Source organism: Stenotrophomonas sp. (assembly GCF_032103445.1).
Classification (GTDB): Bacteria; Pseudomonadota; Gammaproteobacteria; order Xanthomonadales; family Xanthomonadaceae; genus Stenotrophomonas.
This window is the reverse complement of sequence record NZ_DAMDFR010000043.1, coordinates 18,038-33,294: the sequence shown is the minus strand read 5'-3', so window position 1 is coordinate 33,294 and position 15,257 is coordinate 18,038. Positions and strand designations below refer to the sequence as shown.

The 15,257-nt window shown below is 65.3% G+C and carries 15 protein-coding genes; 14 read left to right on the top strand and 1 reads right to left on the bottom strand.

Features of this window, described 5'->3' with window-relative positions:
- Window positions 1–423: SAF domain-containing protein (locus RT551_RS14855; RefSeq protein ID WP_313460115.1), on the bottom strand; the 423-nt coding region annotated here is incomplete at its 3' end.
- Between the two features lie 95 nt (window positions 424–518).
- Between RT551_RS14855 and RT551_RS14850 the strand changes: the two genes are divergently transcribed.
- The 14 genes from RT551_RS14850 (at window position 519) to RT551_RS14785 (ending at window position 15,183) form a co-directional block, all read left to right on the top strand.
- The gene (locus tag RT551_RS14850) at window positions 519–1,463 is read left to right on the top strand and encodes a chemotaxis protein (protein WP_313460113.1); all 945 of its coding nucleotides are present in this window, start codon (window positions 519–521) and stop codon (window positions 1,461–1,463) included.
- A gap of 272 nt (window positions 1,464–1,735) precedes the next feature.
- Window positions 1,736–2,131: a flagellar basal body rod protein FlgB gene (flgB, locus tag RT551_RS14845; protein WP_313460110.1), complete on the top strand. Its 396-nt coding sequence runs from the start codon at window positions 1,736–1,738 to the stop codon at window positions 2,129–2,131.
- Window positions 2,132–2,134: 3 nt separating this feature from the next.
- Window positions 2,135–2,542 (top strand): flagellar basal body rod protein FlgC, encoded by a 408-nt coding sequence (flgC, locus tag RT551_RS14840; protein ID WP_125359110.1) that lies wholly within the window; start codon window positions 2,135–2,137, stop codon window positions 2,540–2,542.
- A 26-nt stretch (window positions 2,543–2,568) separates the two neighbouring features.
- The gene (locus tag RT551_RS14835) at window positions 2,569–3,249 is read left to right on the top strand and encodes a flagellar hook capping FlgD N-terminal domain-containing protein (protein ID WP_313460107.1); all 681 of its coding nucleotides are present in this window, start codon (window positions 2,569–2,571) and stop codon (window positions 3,247–3,249) included.
- A 32-nt stretch (window positions 3,250–3,281) separates the two neighbouring features.
- Window positions 3,282–4,505, top strand: coding sequence for a flagellar hook protein FlgE (flgE, locus tag RT551_RS14830; RefSeq protein WP_313460104.1), 1,224 nt, complete (start codon window positions 3,282–3,284; stop codon window positions 4,503–4,505).
- 32 nt (window positions 4,506–4,537) lie between these two features.
- Window positions 4,538–5,296, top strand: a complete 759-nt coding sequence (locus RT551_RS14825; RefSeq protein WP_313460102.1) for a flagellar basal body rod protein FlgF — start codon at window positions 4,538–4,540, stop codon at window positions 5,294–5,296.
- A gap of 82 nt (window positions 5,297–5,378) precedes the next feature.
- Window positions 5,379–6,164, top strand: a complete 786-nt coding sequence (gene flgG, locus RT551_RS14820; RefSeq protein ID WP_125359118.1) for a flagellar basal-body rod protein FlgG — start codon at window positions 5,379–5,381, stop codon at window positions 6,162–6,164.
- Between the two features lie 23 nt (window positions 6,165–6,187).
- Window positions 6,188–6,877, top strand: coding sequence for a flagellar basal body L-ring protein FlgH (gene flgH, locus RT551_RS14815; protein WP_313460100.1), 690 nt, complete (start codon window positions 6,188–6,190; stop codon window positions 6,875–6,877).
- A 44-nt stretch (window positions 6,878–6,921) separates the two neighbouring features.
- On the top strand, window positions 6,922–8,028 hold the full coding sequence (locus RT551_RS14810; protein ID WP_313460097.1) for a flagellar basal body P-ring protein FlgI: 1,107 nt from the start codon (window positions 6,922–6,924) through the stop codon (window positions 8,026–8,028).
- Window positions 8,028–9,245 (top strand): glucosaminidase domain-containing protein, encoded by a 1,218-nt coding sequence (locus RT551_RS14805; protein ID WP_313460094.1) that lies wholly within the window; start codon window positions 8,028–8,030, stop codon window positions 9,243–9,245. The genes RT551_RS14810 and RT551_RS14805 overlap by 1 nt, the downstream gene beginning before the upstream one ends.
- Before the next feature lie 8 nt (window positions 9,246–9,253).
- Complete coding sequence (flgK, locus tag RT551_RS14800) at window positions 9,254–11,131, top strand: flagellar hook-associated protein FlgK (protein ID WP_313460091.1); 1,878 nt, start codon at window positions 9,254–9,256, stop codon at window positions 11,129–11,131.
- On the top strand, window positions 11,128–12,333 hold the full coding sequence (gene flgL, locus RT551_RS14795; protein ID WP_313460088.1) for a flagellar hook-associated protein FlgL: 1,206 nt from the start codon (window positions 11,128–11,130) through the stop codon (window positions 12,331–12,333). The genes flgK and flgL overlap by 4 nt, the downstream gene beginning before the upstream one ends.
- A 228-nt stretch (window positions 12,334–12,561) precedes the next feature.
- Complete coding sequence (locus RT551_RS14790; RefSeq protein ID WP_313460085.1) at window positions 12,562–13,737, top strand: flagellin; 1,176 nt, start codon at window positions 12,562–12,564, stop codon at window positions 13,735–13,737.
- A gap of 216 nt (window positions 13,738–13,953) precedes the next feature.
- Window positions 13,954–15,183: a flagellin gene (locus RT551_RS14785; RefSeq protein WP_313460083.1), complete on the top strand. Its 1,230-nt coding sequence runs from the start codon at window positions 13,954–13,956 to the stop codon at window positions 15,181–15,183.
- The last annotated feature ends 74 nt before the right edge of the window (window positions 15,184–15,257 follow it).

The following is a 15,257-nucleotide window of genomic DNA, read 5'->3' as shown; positions in this document are numbered from 1 at the left end:
AGCCACCCGCCCGACGGCTGCGGCTGGATCGGCCAGGGCGGCCCCGGCGATCCGGGCGGCGTCACGCTGTGCAGTGGTGATATCGGCCACGCCGAGGGTTTCTCCAGCGGCAATGCCGCGATTGAGAATGAGCACGGTCTGGTTGCGGCGCACCTTGACCGGTACGAACAGCCGCCAGCCTCCGGCGTCGGGGCAGCTGACCTCGACCGTGCTGGTGGCAGTGGGCTGTGCCACCAGCGCCTGTCCGCAGGCCGGCAGGCGCAGCGCGGAATCCAGCGTGGTCTCGCCTTCACTGCCAGCCGACAAGGTGGACAGCGCGGCAGCACGGATGGACTCCACCGGCTGCCAGCCACCGGCAGCCATGGCCGGGGCCAGGCTGGCAGCGACCAGTGCGAACAGAACCGTAATAACAAGAGTACGCATGGCGACTCCACGTGAAAGGCACATGGGCGACGTCATGCAAGCGCCGTGCCGCAATCGGTGCTCAAGGGATCGCCGGGCACGCCGATACCCCTTCCATGTCACATGACCTGCTCAATCGCATCGACCAGCGGACGCGTCTGGCTGGCCACAACCGCCTTGCCCTGCTGCTGTTCCGCCTGGGCGGACGTCAGCTTTTTGGCGTCAACGTCTTCAAGGTGCAGGAAGTGCTGCGCCGGCCCGACCTGTTCCAGGTGCCGGGGCTGCCAAGCCAGTTCGCCGGCGTTGCCGACGTGCGCGGCCGCTCGGTACCGGTGCTCGACCTGGGCCTGGCGATCGGCCACCCCGAGCGCGAGCCGGACGCCGACAAGGCCCCGGGCTACCTGGTGGTCACCGAGTTCAACCGCTCCATCCAGGGCTTCCTGGTCAGCGGTGTGGAGCGGATCGTGAACATCGCGGTGGAAGACATCCACCCGCCGCCGGAACTGGGGGCGGAATCGAGCTATCTCACCGCGGTCACCCGGTTCCAGGGCGAATTGATCCAGGTGATCGACGTGGAAAGCGTGCTGGCCGACATCGCCCAGATCCGGGGCGAGGCGGTGCTGGACCCTTCGATGGCCCTGCCCGCCGACGCCCCGCAGCTGCAGGTGCTGGTGGTGGACGACTCGCGCGTGGCCCGCCAGCAGATCCGCAGCGTGCTCGACCAGCTGGGCGTGGGGGCCACCCTGCTCTCCGACGGCAAGCAGGCGCTGGACCACCTGCTGCAGATCCATGCCTCGGGCGAAAATCCGGCCGAGCGCTACGCCATGGTCATCTCCGACATTGAAATGCCGGCGATGGACGGCTACACCCTGACGACGGAAATCCGTCGCCACCCGGGCCTGGCCGGCCTGTACGTCCTTCTTCACACCTCCTTGTCCGGCGTATTCAACAACGCCATGGTCGAGCGCGTCGGAGCCAACGCCTTCGTCGCCAAGTATTCGGCCCATGAGCTGGCCGACCTGGTCCTGGAGCGCCTGCGCAAGGTGGCGTTGGCGGCTTAACGCGAAGAGCAGCCGGGCAAGCCCGGCTCTACGAGGCAGAGCGAACGACCGGGGGCATGGCTTGCCCATCCGTCGATGCAGATGCTGGGCTGGCGGGTCTGGGCAGGGCCAGCCGGGACCGTAGAAAACATGGATGTTTTCTACGAGCCCCCATGGATGGGTTTACGGCGTGTCCCGGATGGCCCTGTCCGGACCCGCCCTCCTGAACAACGACTCGCTGCTTTTGGCATGACCCTTGCAGCACCCCACGCAACATCCCGTGGGAGTGCGTCATGCCCAACTTGATTTCCGACTATCTGGGGGTCCATGCCCAGGCCATGCCGTTGCGCGAGCAGCGGATGAAGCTGATTGCCAGCAACCTGAGCAATGCCGATACGCCCGGGTACAAGGCCCAGGACCTGGATTTCGATGCCGCCCTGCGCAACGCCCAGGGGATGGACAGCAATGGGCTGATGCAGACCACCAATGAGCAGCACTTCCTGACCGGTAACGGGCTGAACCCGTTCCAGATCACCAAGGAAGGCATCCAGCCCAGTCTGGACGGCAATACCGTTGACCCGGATACCGAGCGTGCCGCCTACGGTCGCGCCGCACTGGAGTACCGCGCGTCGCTGAGCTTCGTCGAATCCAAGGTGCGCTCCATGCTCACCGCGATCACGGGGCAATAAGCCATGAGCAACCTGCCCATTTTCGATATCGCCGGCTCCGCGCTGCAGGCCCAGTCCGTGCGCATGAGCACGCTGGCCTCCAACCTGTCCAACGCCGACTCCGTCACTGGCTCCGCCGACACCGTCTACAAGCCGCTGGAACCCATCTTCCAGGCCGTCACCAGCCGTACCGATCCCAACATCACCACGGTGCAGGTGAAGGAAATCAGCCAGAGCGACGCCGCGCCGATCAAGCGCTATGAACCCGGCCACCCGCTGGCCGACGCAGATGGCTACATCTACCAGCCCGATGTCGATCCGGTCGCGCAGATGGTCAATCTCATTTCGACCTCGCGCAACTACCAGGCCGGCGTGGAAATGCTGACCACCGCCAAGGAACTGGCACTGGCCACCCTGACCATGGGTCGCTGACCCTTCTTCCTGCAGGACACCCCGTCATGAGCACCACCAGCGGCGTCAGCAACACCGACATCTACAGCGCACTGGGCCTGACCGCGCCCAACAGCGACACCACCAAGAAGAAAGACACGCTCGACCAGGCCGACTTCATGCGCCTGATGACCGAGCAGCTGCAGCACCAGGATCCGCTGAAGCCAATGGATAACACCCAGATGGTCGCGCAGATGGCGCAGCTGTCGCAGGTGCAGGGCATCACCGACCTCAACACCACCGTCAAGGGCTTCCAGGAAGCCATGGCCGGCGACCAGGTGCTGCGCGGTGCGGCGCTGGTCGGACACGACGTGCTGGTGCCGTCCACGCAGTGGCAGCTGGAAACTGAAGGTGACACCACCGGCATGGTGGCTGCGCCTGGTGCCGGCTACGTCAACGTCGACGTCACCGATGCCAACGGCGTGAAGGTGGCCCAGATCAGCGTCGAAGCCAAGGCCGCCGGCGAAGTCACCTTCGACTGGGATGGCAAGGACTCCAGCGGCAATCGTCTGGATGCCGGCAAGTACACCCTCACCGCCACCCACACCGACACCAGCGGTACGCAGACCAAGCTGAGCACCTACGTCGAAGCACCGGTGGAAAGCGTCACGGTCGGCTCCGATGGGCTGTACCTCAACCTCAAGGGGCTGGGCACCGCCCCGCTCGATTACGTGCTGCGCGTCAGCTGATCCAACCCGTACCGCATTCGAAGGAGAACGCCATGGGCTTCAACATTTCGCTGTCCGGCATCAATGCCGCCAACGCCGACCTCAACGTCACCGCCAACAACATCGCCAACGTCAACACCACCGGCTTCAAGGAATCGCGCTCGGAATTCGCCGACCTGTTCTCGGCCACCAGCTACGGGCTGTCCAAGAATGCCGTCGGTTCGGGCGTGCGCCTGAGCAACGTGGCCCAGCAGTTCTCGCAGGGCAACAACGAGCAGACCGGTCGCAGCCTGGACATGGCCATCTCCGGTGAGGGCTTCTTCACCATGAGCATGAACGGTGCCCGCGTGTACTCGCGCGCCGGCAACTTCCAGACCGATCAGGCCGGCTATGTGATCAACCCGCAGGGTGCACGTCTGCAGGTGTTCGCACCGAACGCCGATGGCACCAGCTTCGATGCCGGCCGCCTGACCGACCTGCAGCTGCTCACCACCGACAGCCCGCCCAAGCAGACCGCGCTGGTCAACACCGCGTTCACCCTGCCGGCGAATGCCTCGGAACCGACCATCGCCGCGTTCGATCCGACCAACTCGAACAGCTACAACCACTCCACCGGTGGCATCACCGTGTACGACTCGCTGGGCGTCAGCCACACCCAGACCTCGTACTTCGTGAAAACCGCCAATCCGAACGAATGGCAGGTGTACAACTACGTCGACGGCCAGGCCGCCGGTACGCCGACCACGCTGACCTTCAACAACGCCGGCGCACTGACCCAGCCTGCCACCGGCCAGATCGTGATGGATCCGTTCACCCCGACCACCGGTGCCGGCACCCTGTCGATGACTCTGGACGTGAGCGGCTCCACCCAGTACGGCGAAAAGTTCGCGCTGCGCAACACCCAGCAGGACGGTTACGCCGCCGGCAAGCTCAATGAGATCACCGTCAGCGAAGAGGGCGTCGTGTACGCCCGCTACTCAAACGGTGACGACAAGCCGCTGGGCCAGGTCGCATTGACTACCTTCAACAACAACCAGGGCCTGGAAGCCAAGGGCAACAACCTGTGGGTGGAAACCTTCAGTTCGGGCACGCCGCGCACCGGCGCACCGGACAGCTCCAACCTCGGCCAGATCCAGGCCGGTTCGCTGGAAGCCTCCACCGTCGACCTGACCGAGCAGCTGGTCAACATGATCACCGCCCAGCGCAACTTCCAGGCCAACTCGCAGATGGTCTCGACGATGGACCAGATCACCCAGACCATCATCAACATCCGTTGATGAGCTGCTGACCGTCACACGGGAACACGATCATGGACAAGGCACTCTACGTTGCGATGACCGGCGCCCGCGCCTCCCTGCAGGCGCAGGGCACGCTGTCGCACAACCTGGCCAACACCGATACGCCCGGATTCAAGGAAGCCCTCGCCAACACCGAGGCCTTCCCGATCAAGGGCGACGGCTATGCCTCGCGCGTGGATGCCCTGCACGTGGACGCCGGCTTCAACCGCCGCCAGGGCGCGCAGCAGATCACCGGCAATCCGCTGGACCTGTCGCTGCAGGCCGGCAACTGGCTGGCGGTGCAGGCCCCGGCCGGCACCGGTGGCGGTGAGGCCTATACCCGCGGCGCAGCACTGTCGATCACCCCGAATGGCCAGCTGGTCACCGCCGGCGGCCATGCGGTGCTGGACGAGAACGGCGCACCGATCGCGATTCCACCGCACCAGGCGATGGACATCGGCAATGACGGCACGATCTCGATCATCCCGCTGGGGGAAGGCCCGCAGACCATGGCCAACATCGGCCGCATCCGCGTGGTGCAGGCCGCTGATGACCGCCTGGAACGCGGGCTGGACGGCCTGATGCGCAACACCGATCCGCAGCAGCCGTTCGTGCAGGCCCAGGGCAAGTCGCTGGAAAGCGGCCAGCTGGAAGGCAGCAACGTCGACGCCGCCGGTGCGCTGGTACAGATGATCCAGCTGCAGCGGCAGTACGAAATGCAGGTGAAGGTGATCAAGCACGGCGACGAAAACGCCCGCAGTGCCAATTCCCTGCTGCGTCTGGGCGGCTGATAGGCCGCCGTGACATTTTTCCGGCGCAGTTCTGGCACGCGCCATGCATCACCCCTGATAACCGCTTGATAGGAACACCGCCATGAACCAGGCACTGTGGATCGCAAAAACCGGATTGGACGCGCAGCAGACGCGCATGTCGGTGGTGTCCAACAACCTCGCCAACACCAACACCACCGGTTTCAAGCAGGACCGCGCCAGCTTTGAAGACCTGCTGTACCAGCAGGTGCGTCAGCCCGGCGGCTCCTCCTCGGCGCAGACCCAGCTGCCCACCGGACTGCAGCTGGGCACCGGCGTGCGCGTGGTCGCTACCTCGAAGAACTTCGAACAGGGCAGCCAGCAGCAGACCGGCCGCGCACTGGACGTGATGGTCAATGGTCGCGGCTTCTTCGAAGTGCAGATGCCCGACGGTACCTCGGCCTACACCCGTGACGGCTCGTTCCAACGCAACCAGAATGGCGAACTGGTCACCAACAGCGGCTACCCGGTGCAGCCGGGCATCCAGATTCCCGAGGGCGCGCAGTCGCTCACGATCGGCACCGACGGCACCATCAGCGTGAAGATGGCCGACGACGCCGCTTCCGTGGAAATCGGCGCGCTGACCCTGACCGACTTCGTCAACCCGGCCGGCCTGCAGGCCCGCGGTGAGAACCTGTTCCTGGAAACCACCGCCTCCGGCCCCGCGCAGAACGGCAACCCCGGTCTGAACGGCCTCGGCAGCGTGGTCCAGGGCGCGCTGGAAGGCAGCAACGTCAACGTGGTGGAAGAGCTGGTGTCGATGATCGAAACCCAGCGCGCCTACGAAATGAACGCCAAGGCCATTTCCACCACCGACGCGATGCTCGGCTACCTCAACACCAACGTCTGACCGGTCTGAACCAGGATTTTCCCATGTCACTGCGCCCTGCCCTCCGCCTGCTGCTGGCCAGCGCCATCACCGCCCTGCTCGGTGGCTGCGTGATCGCCGGCGATGTCCGCCCTTACCCGGCCATGGCTCCGGTGACCCCGGTGATGGCTCCGCAGGTCGCGCCGACCGCCGGCGCGATCTACGCCGCCGGTCCCGGGCTGCAGCTGTACTCGGATCGTCGTGCGCGCGATGTCGGTGATCTGCTGACCATCACCCTGACCGAAAGCACCACCGCTTCGACCACGGCCAATACCAGCACCGACAAGGAATCGAACCTGGCGTTGGGGACGCCGACGATCTTCGGTGCACCGGTGACGCTGGGTGGCAAGGACATCCTCAGCGCGACGGCCAGCGGTTCGCGCGACTTCACCGGCAAGGGCAGCAGCGCGCAGAGCAACCGGCTGCAGGGCAGCGTCACGGTGACGGTGATCCAGCGTCTGCCGAACGGCAACCTGGTCGTGCAGGGTGCGAAGAATCTTCGTCTGAACCAGGGCGATGAGCTGGTGCAGGTGCAGGGGATTGTGCGCGCTGCGGATATCACGCCGGACAACACGATTGCGTCCAGCCGCGTCGCTGATGCGCGCATCGTGTATGGCGGGCGTGGGCCGGTGGCGCAATCCAATGCGATGGGCTGGTTGAGCCGGTTCTTCAACTCGGCGTTGACGCCGTTCTGAGGTTGGATATGAGTACTTTCATTTCGCGCGGAAAGCAGCCACGCATGGCGTGGCTCTACGCTGTAGTCACAGTTTTCGGCGTGCTGGGTTTTGCTGCGAATGCGTCGGCGGAGCGGATCAAGGATCTGGCCCAGGTGGGAGGCGTGCGCGGTAACGCGCTGGTGGGCTATGGGCTGGTGGTGGGTCTGGATGGCAGCGGCGACCGCACCAGCCAGGCTCCGTTCACCGTGCAGAGCCTGAAGAACCTGCTCGGCGAGCTGGGCGTCAATGTGCCGGCCAACGTCAATCCGCAGCTGAAGAACGTGGCCGCCGTGGCGATCCATGCCGAGCTGCCGCCGTTCGCCAAGCCGGGCCAGCCGATTGATATCACCGTGTCCTCGATCGGCAACGCGGTGTCGCTGCGCGGCGGTTCGTTGCTGATGGCCCCGCTGCGCGGTGCGGATGGCCAGGTGTACGCGATTGCCCAGGGCAATCTGGTGGTCGGCGGCTTCGGCGCGCAGGGCAAAGATGGCTCGCGCGTCTCGGTGAATGTGCCCAGCGTGGGCCGCATTCCGAATGGCGCGACCGTGGAACGCGCCCTGCCCGACGTGTTCAGCGCCGGCGGCGAGATCACCCTCAACCTGCACCAGAACGACTTCACCACCGTTTCGCGCATGGTCACCGCACTCAACGCCGCCTTCGGCGAAGGTGCCGCGCGCGCCGTCGATGGCGTCACCGTGGCGGTGCAGTCGCCCAGCGACCCGGGCGCGCGCATCGGCATGCTGGCGCGCATCGAGAACCTGGAACTCACCCCGGGCGCAGCGCCGGCCAAGGTGGTGGTCAACTCGCGCACCGGCACCGTGGTCATCGGGGCCCAGGTCCGCGTGGGCGCGGCGGCCATTTCGCATGGCTCGCTCACCGTCACCATCAACGAGAATCTCAACGTCAGCCAACCCAATGCACTGGCCGGCGGTGACACGGTGGTCACCCCGCAGTCCACCGTGACCGCGACCGCTGATGGCAGCCGCATGTTCAAGTTCAACGGCGGCACCACGCTCGATGAGATCGTGCACGCGGTCAACGCCGTGGGTGCGGCTCCGGGCGACCTGATCGCCATTCTGGAAGCCCTCAAGCAGGCCGGTGCGCTGAGCGCCGAGCTCGAGGTGATCTGATGCGCATCCAACCGGCACTCGAACTCAATCCCACCCAGCCCAACAGCCCGGCCAAGGTCGACAAGGTTGCCCGGCAGCTGGAAGGCCAGTTCGCGCAGATGCTGGTCAAGAGCATGCGCGACGCCAGCTTCGGCGACTCGCTGCTACCGGGTGAGAACACCATGTTCCGCGACATGTACGACCAGAAAATCGCCGACGCGATGACCAAGGGGCGCGGCCTGGGGCTGTCGGCGATGATCGCCCGCCAGCTCGGCGGCGGCGAGGCGGATGCCGCCAAGACGGTCGATACCCGTCTGGATCCCAGTGCAGCGTTGCGCGCGTACCGTTTGAACAGCCCCGCTGCGGCTCCGATGGCGCTGCCGACCGATGCATCCTCCACGCCCGCCGCCAGCAGCGAAGTCGACCTGCTGCAGCAGCTGAACGGCCGTGATCCGTCGGCCGTGCTGCAGCCGATGGAACGCGCGCTGGATCTGATCGCCGGCCGTGAAACCAGCCAGATGCACGAGGCCATCGGTCGCAGCGAACCGTACGCCGCCACCGAGACGGCCAATGCGGATTGGTCGGCGATGGCGGACGACCGCTGGAGCGGCGTCAATGCACCGGCACCGGCAACGTCGGCCGTGGACACCCTGGCTGGCAGCACCGCGGCCGCGCAGCTCGGCGCGCACACCCCGGAAGGCTTCGTCGCCAGCATCTGGGGACACGCCCAGCAGGCCGCGCGCGAACTCGGCGTGGATGCCAAGGCGCTGGTCGCCCAGGCCGCACTGGAAACCGGCTGGGGCCGCAAGCTCATCCAGCGCAACGGCGGTGCCGGCAGCTCGCACAACCTGTTCGGCATCAAGGCCACCGGCTGGAGCGGCGAACGCGCCACCACCGGCACCCATGAGTACGTCAACGGCGTACGCCGTAACGAAACCGCCAGCTTCCGCGCCTACGGCTCGGTTGGCGAAAGCTTCGCCGACTACGTGAAGCTGCTCAAGAACAGCCCGCGCTACCAGAATGCTCTGCAGGCCGGCACCGACGTGCGCGGCTTCGCGCGGGGCCTGCAGCAGGCCGGCTACGCCACTGATCCGTCCTACGCCGCCAAGATCGCCGCCATTGCCGGCGGTCCGACCATCGAGCGCGCCGTGGCCGCCGTGGACGATGCCAGCCAGCGCCTGGGACGCACCTTTGCCAGCACCTCCAGCCCGGCCGGGCTGGGTGTCATTCGACGTTGAGGTAACCCATGTCCGTACTTTCCACCGGCACCAGTGCCCTGCTCGCCTTCCAGCGTGCCCTGGCCACCACCAGCCACAACGTCGCCAACATCAACACGCCTGGCTACAGCCGGCAGAAAGTTGACTTCACCACCGCCACTCCACAGAACCTGGGCTATGGCGACGTCGGTAACGGCACCCGTATCAGCGACATCCGCCGCGTGGCCGACCAGCTGGCGATCTCGCGGCTGCTCGACGGCAGCGGCGAGCTGGCACGGTTGAAGCAGCTCTCCACCCTCGCCGACCGCGTCGACAGCCTGTTCTCGGACACCGCGACCAATGTGTCCGGGGTGTGGTCGAGCTTCTTCGACACGGTCAGCGGGCTGTCGTCCAACGCCTCCGGCACCGCCGACCGGCAGAACATGCTGGACTCGGCCGGTAATCTGGTGCAACGCTTCAAACAGCTCAACGAGAACCTCAACAGCCTCAATGAAGAGGTCAACAACGGTCTCATCGCCGGTGCTTCCGAAGTCAATCGCCTCGCTGCCGAGATCGCCCAGATCAATGGCGCCATCGGCAGCAACGCCAGCAACGCCGCGCCGGACCTGCTGGACCGCCGTGACCAGCTGATCGCCAACCTGATCGGCTACACCGGCGGTACCGCGGTGATGCAGGACGGCGGTTTCATGAACGTCTATACCGCCGGCGGCCAGGCCCTGGTGGTGGGCACCAGTGCCACCAAGGTCACCACGGTCACCGATCCGTACCAGCCGGAGCGCCTGCAGCTGGCGCTGGAAACCCAGGGCCAGAAGATCACCCTGGACCCGAAGAACCTGGGCGGCCAGATCGGCGGCCTGCTGGAGTTCCGCCAGACCGTGCTGACCCCGACCCAGGCCGAGCTCGGCCGTCTGGCGGTGGGCCTGGCCAGCAGCTTCAACGACGCTCACCACAACGGCGTGGATCTTTACGGCCAGATGGGGGCGGACTTCTTCAACTTCGGCAGCCCGCGCATCACCGGCAATACCGGCAACACCGGCAGTGCCAACTTCAGCGCTGCCTACGGCGACCTGTCCAAGCTGGACGGCCAGAACGTGATGCTGCAGTTCAACGGCACCAGCTGGCAGGCGACCCGTGCCGACACTGGCGCGGCCATTCCGATGACCGGCACCGGCACCGCCGCCGACCCGCTGGTCATCAATGGCGTCGAGCTGGTGATGTCCGGCGCGCCGGCCAACAATGACCGCTTCCTGCTGCAGCCCACCGCGGGCGTGGCCGGCAGCCTGTCGGTGGCGATCACCGACACCTCGCGCATTGCCGCCGCCGCGCCGGTGAAGGCCGCCGCCGGCCTGACCAACACCGGCACCGGCAAGGTCAGCGGCGTGGCCGTGACCGACTACGCCAACGCTAACCTGCGCAACCCAGCGGCCATCGTCTTCACCAGCGCCACCGAGTACACCATCGACGGCACCGGGCCGTTCACCTACACCGCCGGCGGTACGATCAGCGCCAATGGCTGGAGCTTCGTGCTGGATGGTGCGCCCAAGACCGGCGACAGCTTCAACATCACACCGACCCCGGCCGGTTCCAGCGACAACAGCAACGCGCTGCTGCTGGCCAAGGTGGAGGACGCCAAGGCCTTCAATGACGGCACCGTCACGCTCAATGGCGCGCTGGGCGGGCTGACCACCCTGGTCGGCTCTGCCGCTCGCGCCGCCGACTACTCGCTGCAGGCGCAGCAGGTGATCACCGACCAGGCACAGGCCGCACGTGACTCCATTTCCGGCGTGAACCTCGACGAAGAAGCCGCCGACATGCTCCGCCTGCAGCAGGCCTACCAGGCCGCCTCGCAGCTCATTTCCACTGCCGACACCATGTTCCAGACCATCCTGGGGGCCGTATCGCGATGAACAACCGAATCTCCACCGGGATGATGTTCAACCAGTCCATCAACCTGATGATGGCCAAGCAGAGCAAGATGAACCACCTCGAACAGCAGCTGGCCACCGGCAAGAAGCTGGTGAGCGCGAAAGACGACCCGGTTGCCGCCGGCACCGCCGTCGGGCTGGACCGCGCCGTGGCCGAACTGGAGCGCTTCGAGCGCAACGGCGACGTGGTGCAGAACCGTCTGGGCCTGCAGGAAAACGCGCTGGCCCAGGCCGGCGACATGATGGCGCACATCACCGAGCTGACCATCCAGGCCAACAACCCGGCGCTGTCCTCGTCCGACCTCAAGGCCATCGCCTCGGAGCTGAAGAGCGTGCAGGAAGGCCTGCTGGCGCTGGCCAACAGCACCGACGGCACGGGCCGCTACCTGTTTGGCGGCACCAACGACTCCGAAGCCCCCTTCAAGCTGAGCAACGGCGTGGTGACCTACAGCGGTGACCAGACCCAGCGTCAGATCGAAGTGGCCCCGGACACCTTCGTCAAGGACGTGCTGCCGGGCAGTGAGATCTTCCTGCGCATTCCCACCGGCGATGGTCGCCTGGACGGCAGTGCCGCCGCCGGCAACACCGGTACCGGCGTGCTGACCACCTTCGGCCAGCATGCTGCCTCGGGCAGCTGGAACGGCCAGAGCTACACCGTGCGCTTTACCGCGGCCGATACCTACGAGGTGGTGGACGCCACCAACACCGTGGTCCAGACCGGTGCCTTCAAGGCCGGCGAGGACATCACGTTCCAGGGTGTTTCCATGCGCATTGAAGGTGAGCCCGCCGCGGGTGACAGCTTCGGCGTGGGTGCGGCCAGTTCGCGCGACATCTTTGCCACCCTGGATGGGCTGATCACCGCCCTCGACACCGCCGCCGATGACCCGACTGCGGTTGCCCAGCAGCAGAACGTGCTGCAGGGCGCGATCCGCGACGTGGCCCGCGCGTCTGAAAAGTTCATCGATGCGCGTGCCGCTGGCGGTGCCCAGCTGAAGGCGATCGATGATGCCGGCGCGCTCAGAGACGCGAACAGCGTCACACTCAAGACCACGTTGTCGGCCATGCGCGACCTGGATTACGCGGAAGCGATCGGCCAATACCAGCTGGAGCAGATATCACTGCAGGCCGCGCAGACCATCTTCACCCAGATGCAGCAGATGAGTCTTTTCAACGCCATCCGCTGATTGCGACAGCGTGACGCGCATTCCGCGTCACCATGCTGAAAGCCTTGTGCCACGGGCCTTCCACCGCCCCTCACCCTGCCCTGGGTGAGGTGTTTGGCGTTTTTTTTCTCAAGCATTCTCACACTTCGCCGTTATCCCTCCTGCAAGCACTGCGTCATTCACTGATGCGGTTCCTGCGTCAGTCCGGGTGCACGCCGTGGCCGGACATTGCCCACAGGAAACAGATACATGGCACAAGTAATCAATACCAACGTGATGTCGCTGAACGCGCAGCGAAATCTGTCCACCAGCGGTTCCAGCCTGGCCACCACGATCCAACGCCTGTCCTCGGGCCTGCGCATCAACAGCGCCAAGGATGACGCCGCCGGCCTGGCGATTTCCGAGCGCTTCAGCACCCAGATCCGTGGTTTGGACGTGGCCGTGCGCAATGCCAACGACGGTATTTCGCTGGCCCAGACCGCCGAAGGCGCGATGGTGGAAATCGGCAACAACCTGCAGCGCATCCGTGAACTGTCGGTGCAGTCGGCCAACGCCACCAACTCCGACAGCGACCGCGAAGCGCTGAACGCGGAAGTGAAGCAGCTGGTCTCGGAAATCGACCGCGTCAGCCGTCAGACCAACTTCAACGGCACCAAGCTGCTGGACGGCACCTTCTCGGGCGCACTGTTCCAGATCGGCGCGGATTCGGGCCAGACCATCGGCATCAAGAGCATCGTCAATTCCAGCACCTCGGAGCTGGGCAACGGCCTGTATGCCGCCAAGCAGACCTCCGACGCGGCCGTACTCACCGGTACCGCCACCGCCGCCGGCAAGGTGTCGGGCATGGAAATCAACGGCATCAAGGTCGACGACATCGAAGTCGCCATCGGCGACAAGGCAGCTGACGTCAACAAGAAGCTGGTCAACGCCATCAACGACAAGATGGACCAGACCGGCGTCTACGCCTCGCTGGACAAGGACAACAAGCTGGAGCTGACCTCGCTGAAGTCGGGCGAAGCGCTGGCATTCACCGAAGCCACCTCGGACGCCACGGGGCTGGACGCAGACTTCACCGGCATCGAAGCGGCGGTTGACGCGGACGCCCGTGACACCGTCAGTGGCCTGGACATCTCCTCGGTGGCCGGTGCCCAGAAGGCGCTGTCCATCGTTGACGACGCGCTGAAGTCGGTCAACAGCTCGCGTGCCGACATGGGTGCGATCCAGAACCGCTTCACCTCGACCATCGCCAACCTCGGCACCACCTCGGAGAACCTGTCGGCCTCGCGCAGCCGTATCCGCGACACCGACTACGCCAAGGAAACCGCTGAACTGACCCGCACGCAGATCCTGCAGCAGGCCGGTACCGCGATGCTGGCCCAGGCCAACCAGTCGCCGTCCAGCGTGATGAGCCTGCTGCAGGGCTAAGCCCTTCCTTCAGGTGTAACGCGAAAAACCCGGCTCCGGCCGGGTTTTTTGTTGCCCCCGCGCCCCAAACCTTGACAGCCGGAAAAATTTCCGAAATTGGACCCTAAAGGTTCCCGGAAACGTGTCGTTATTGTTTTCAACCAGGGCACATCGCCCTACTGCCTCCCCCGGGGCACCCCATCCAAGCAACACCAGATACGCATCAGGAGAACGGCAATGGCACAAGTCATCAACACCAATGTGATGTCGCTGAACGCACAGCGCAACCTGTCCACCAGCGGCTCCAGCCTGGCTACCACCATCCAGCGCCTGTCCTCCGGCCTGCGCATCAACAGCGCCAAGGACGATGCCGCCGGCCTGGCGATCTCCGAGCGCTTCAGCACCCAGATCCGCGGCCTGGACGTTGCCGTGCGCAACGCCAACGACGGCATTTCGCTGGCCCAGACCGCCGAAGGCGCGATGGTCGAAATCGGCAACAACCTGCAGCGTATCCGTGAACTGTCGGTGCAGTCGGCCAACGCCACCAACTCCGACAGCGACCGTGAAGCACTGAACGCCGAAGTGAAGCAGCTGGTCTCGGAAATCGACCGCGTTTCCCGCCAGACCAACTTCAACGGCACCAAGCTGCTGGACGGTTCGTTCGAAGGCGCGCTGTTCCAGGTCGGTGCCGACTCCGGCCAGACCATCGGCATCAGCAAGATCGTCGACGCCAGCGCTGGCGCGCTGGGTGGTGCCAAGTTCGATACCGGTTCGTTCACCCTCGCCCAGGGTGCCACCAACGGTGACGTCAAGATCACCGGCATGGCGATCACGGGTGCCGACGGCAAGGCTTACACGCTGTCCGATATCGAAGTGAAGGCAGGCGTTGACCTCGCTGCCACGCAGAAGGCCGCCACCGCCGCCGTCGCTGCCGCCATCAACGAAAAGATGGATCAGACCGGTGTCTACGCTGAAGCAGGTGCATCGGGTGCGATCTCGCTGACCTCGGTCAAGAACAATGTGACCGACACCGGCACGTTCAACGCCATCAACGTCACCTTCGGCAGTGTCGGCACCACCACCGGTGTTGCACTGCCGGGCGCAGCCTACGCCCCGACCAATGCCGCCGCACAGGCTGCGCTGAAGACCAATTACGCCAGCGACCTCGATATCTCCTCGGTGGAAGGCGCGCAGCAGGCACTGTCCATCGTCGACAAGGCACTGACCGCTGTGAACAGCTCGCGTGCCGACATGGGTGCGATCCAGAACCGCTTCACCTCCACCATCGCCAACCTCAGCACCACCTCGGAAAATCTGTCGGCCTCGCGCAGCCGTATCCGCGACACCGACTACGCCAAGGAAACCGCTGAACTGACCCGGACGCAGATCCTGCAGCAGGCCGGTACCGCAATGCTGGCCCAGGCCAACCAGTCGCCGTCCAGCGTGATGAGCCTGCTGCAGGGTTGATCCCCTGAGTCAGGTCCAACGCCTGAAACCCGGCTTCGGCCGGGTTTTTCGTTGCAGAGAATCGCCGAAAACTG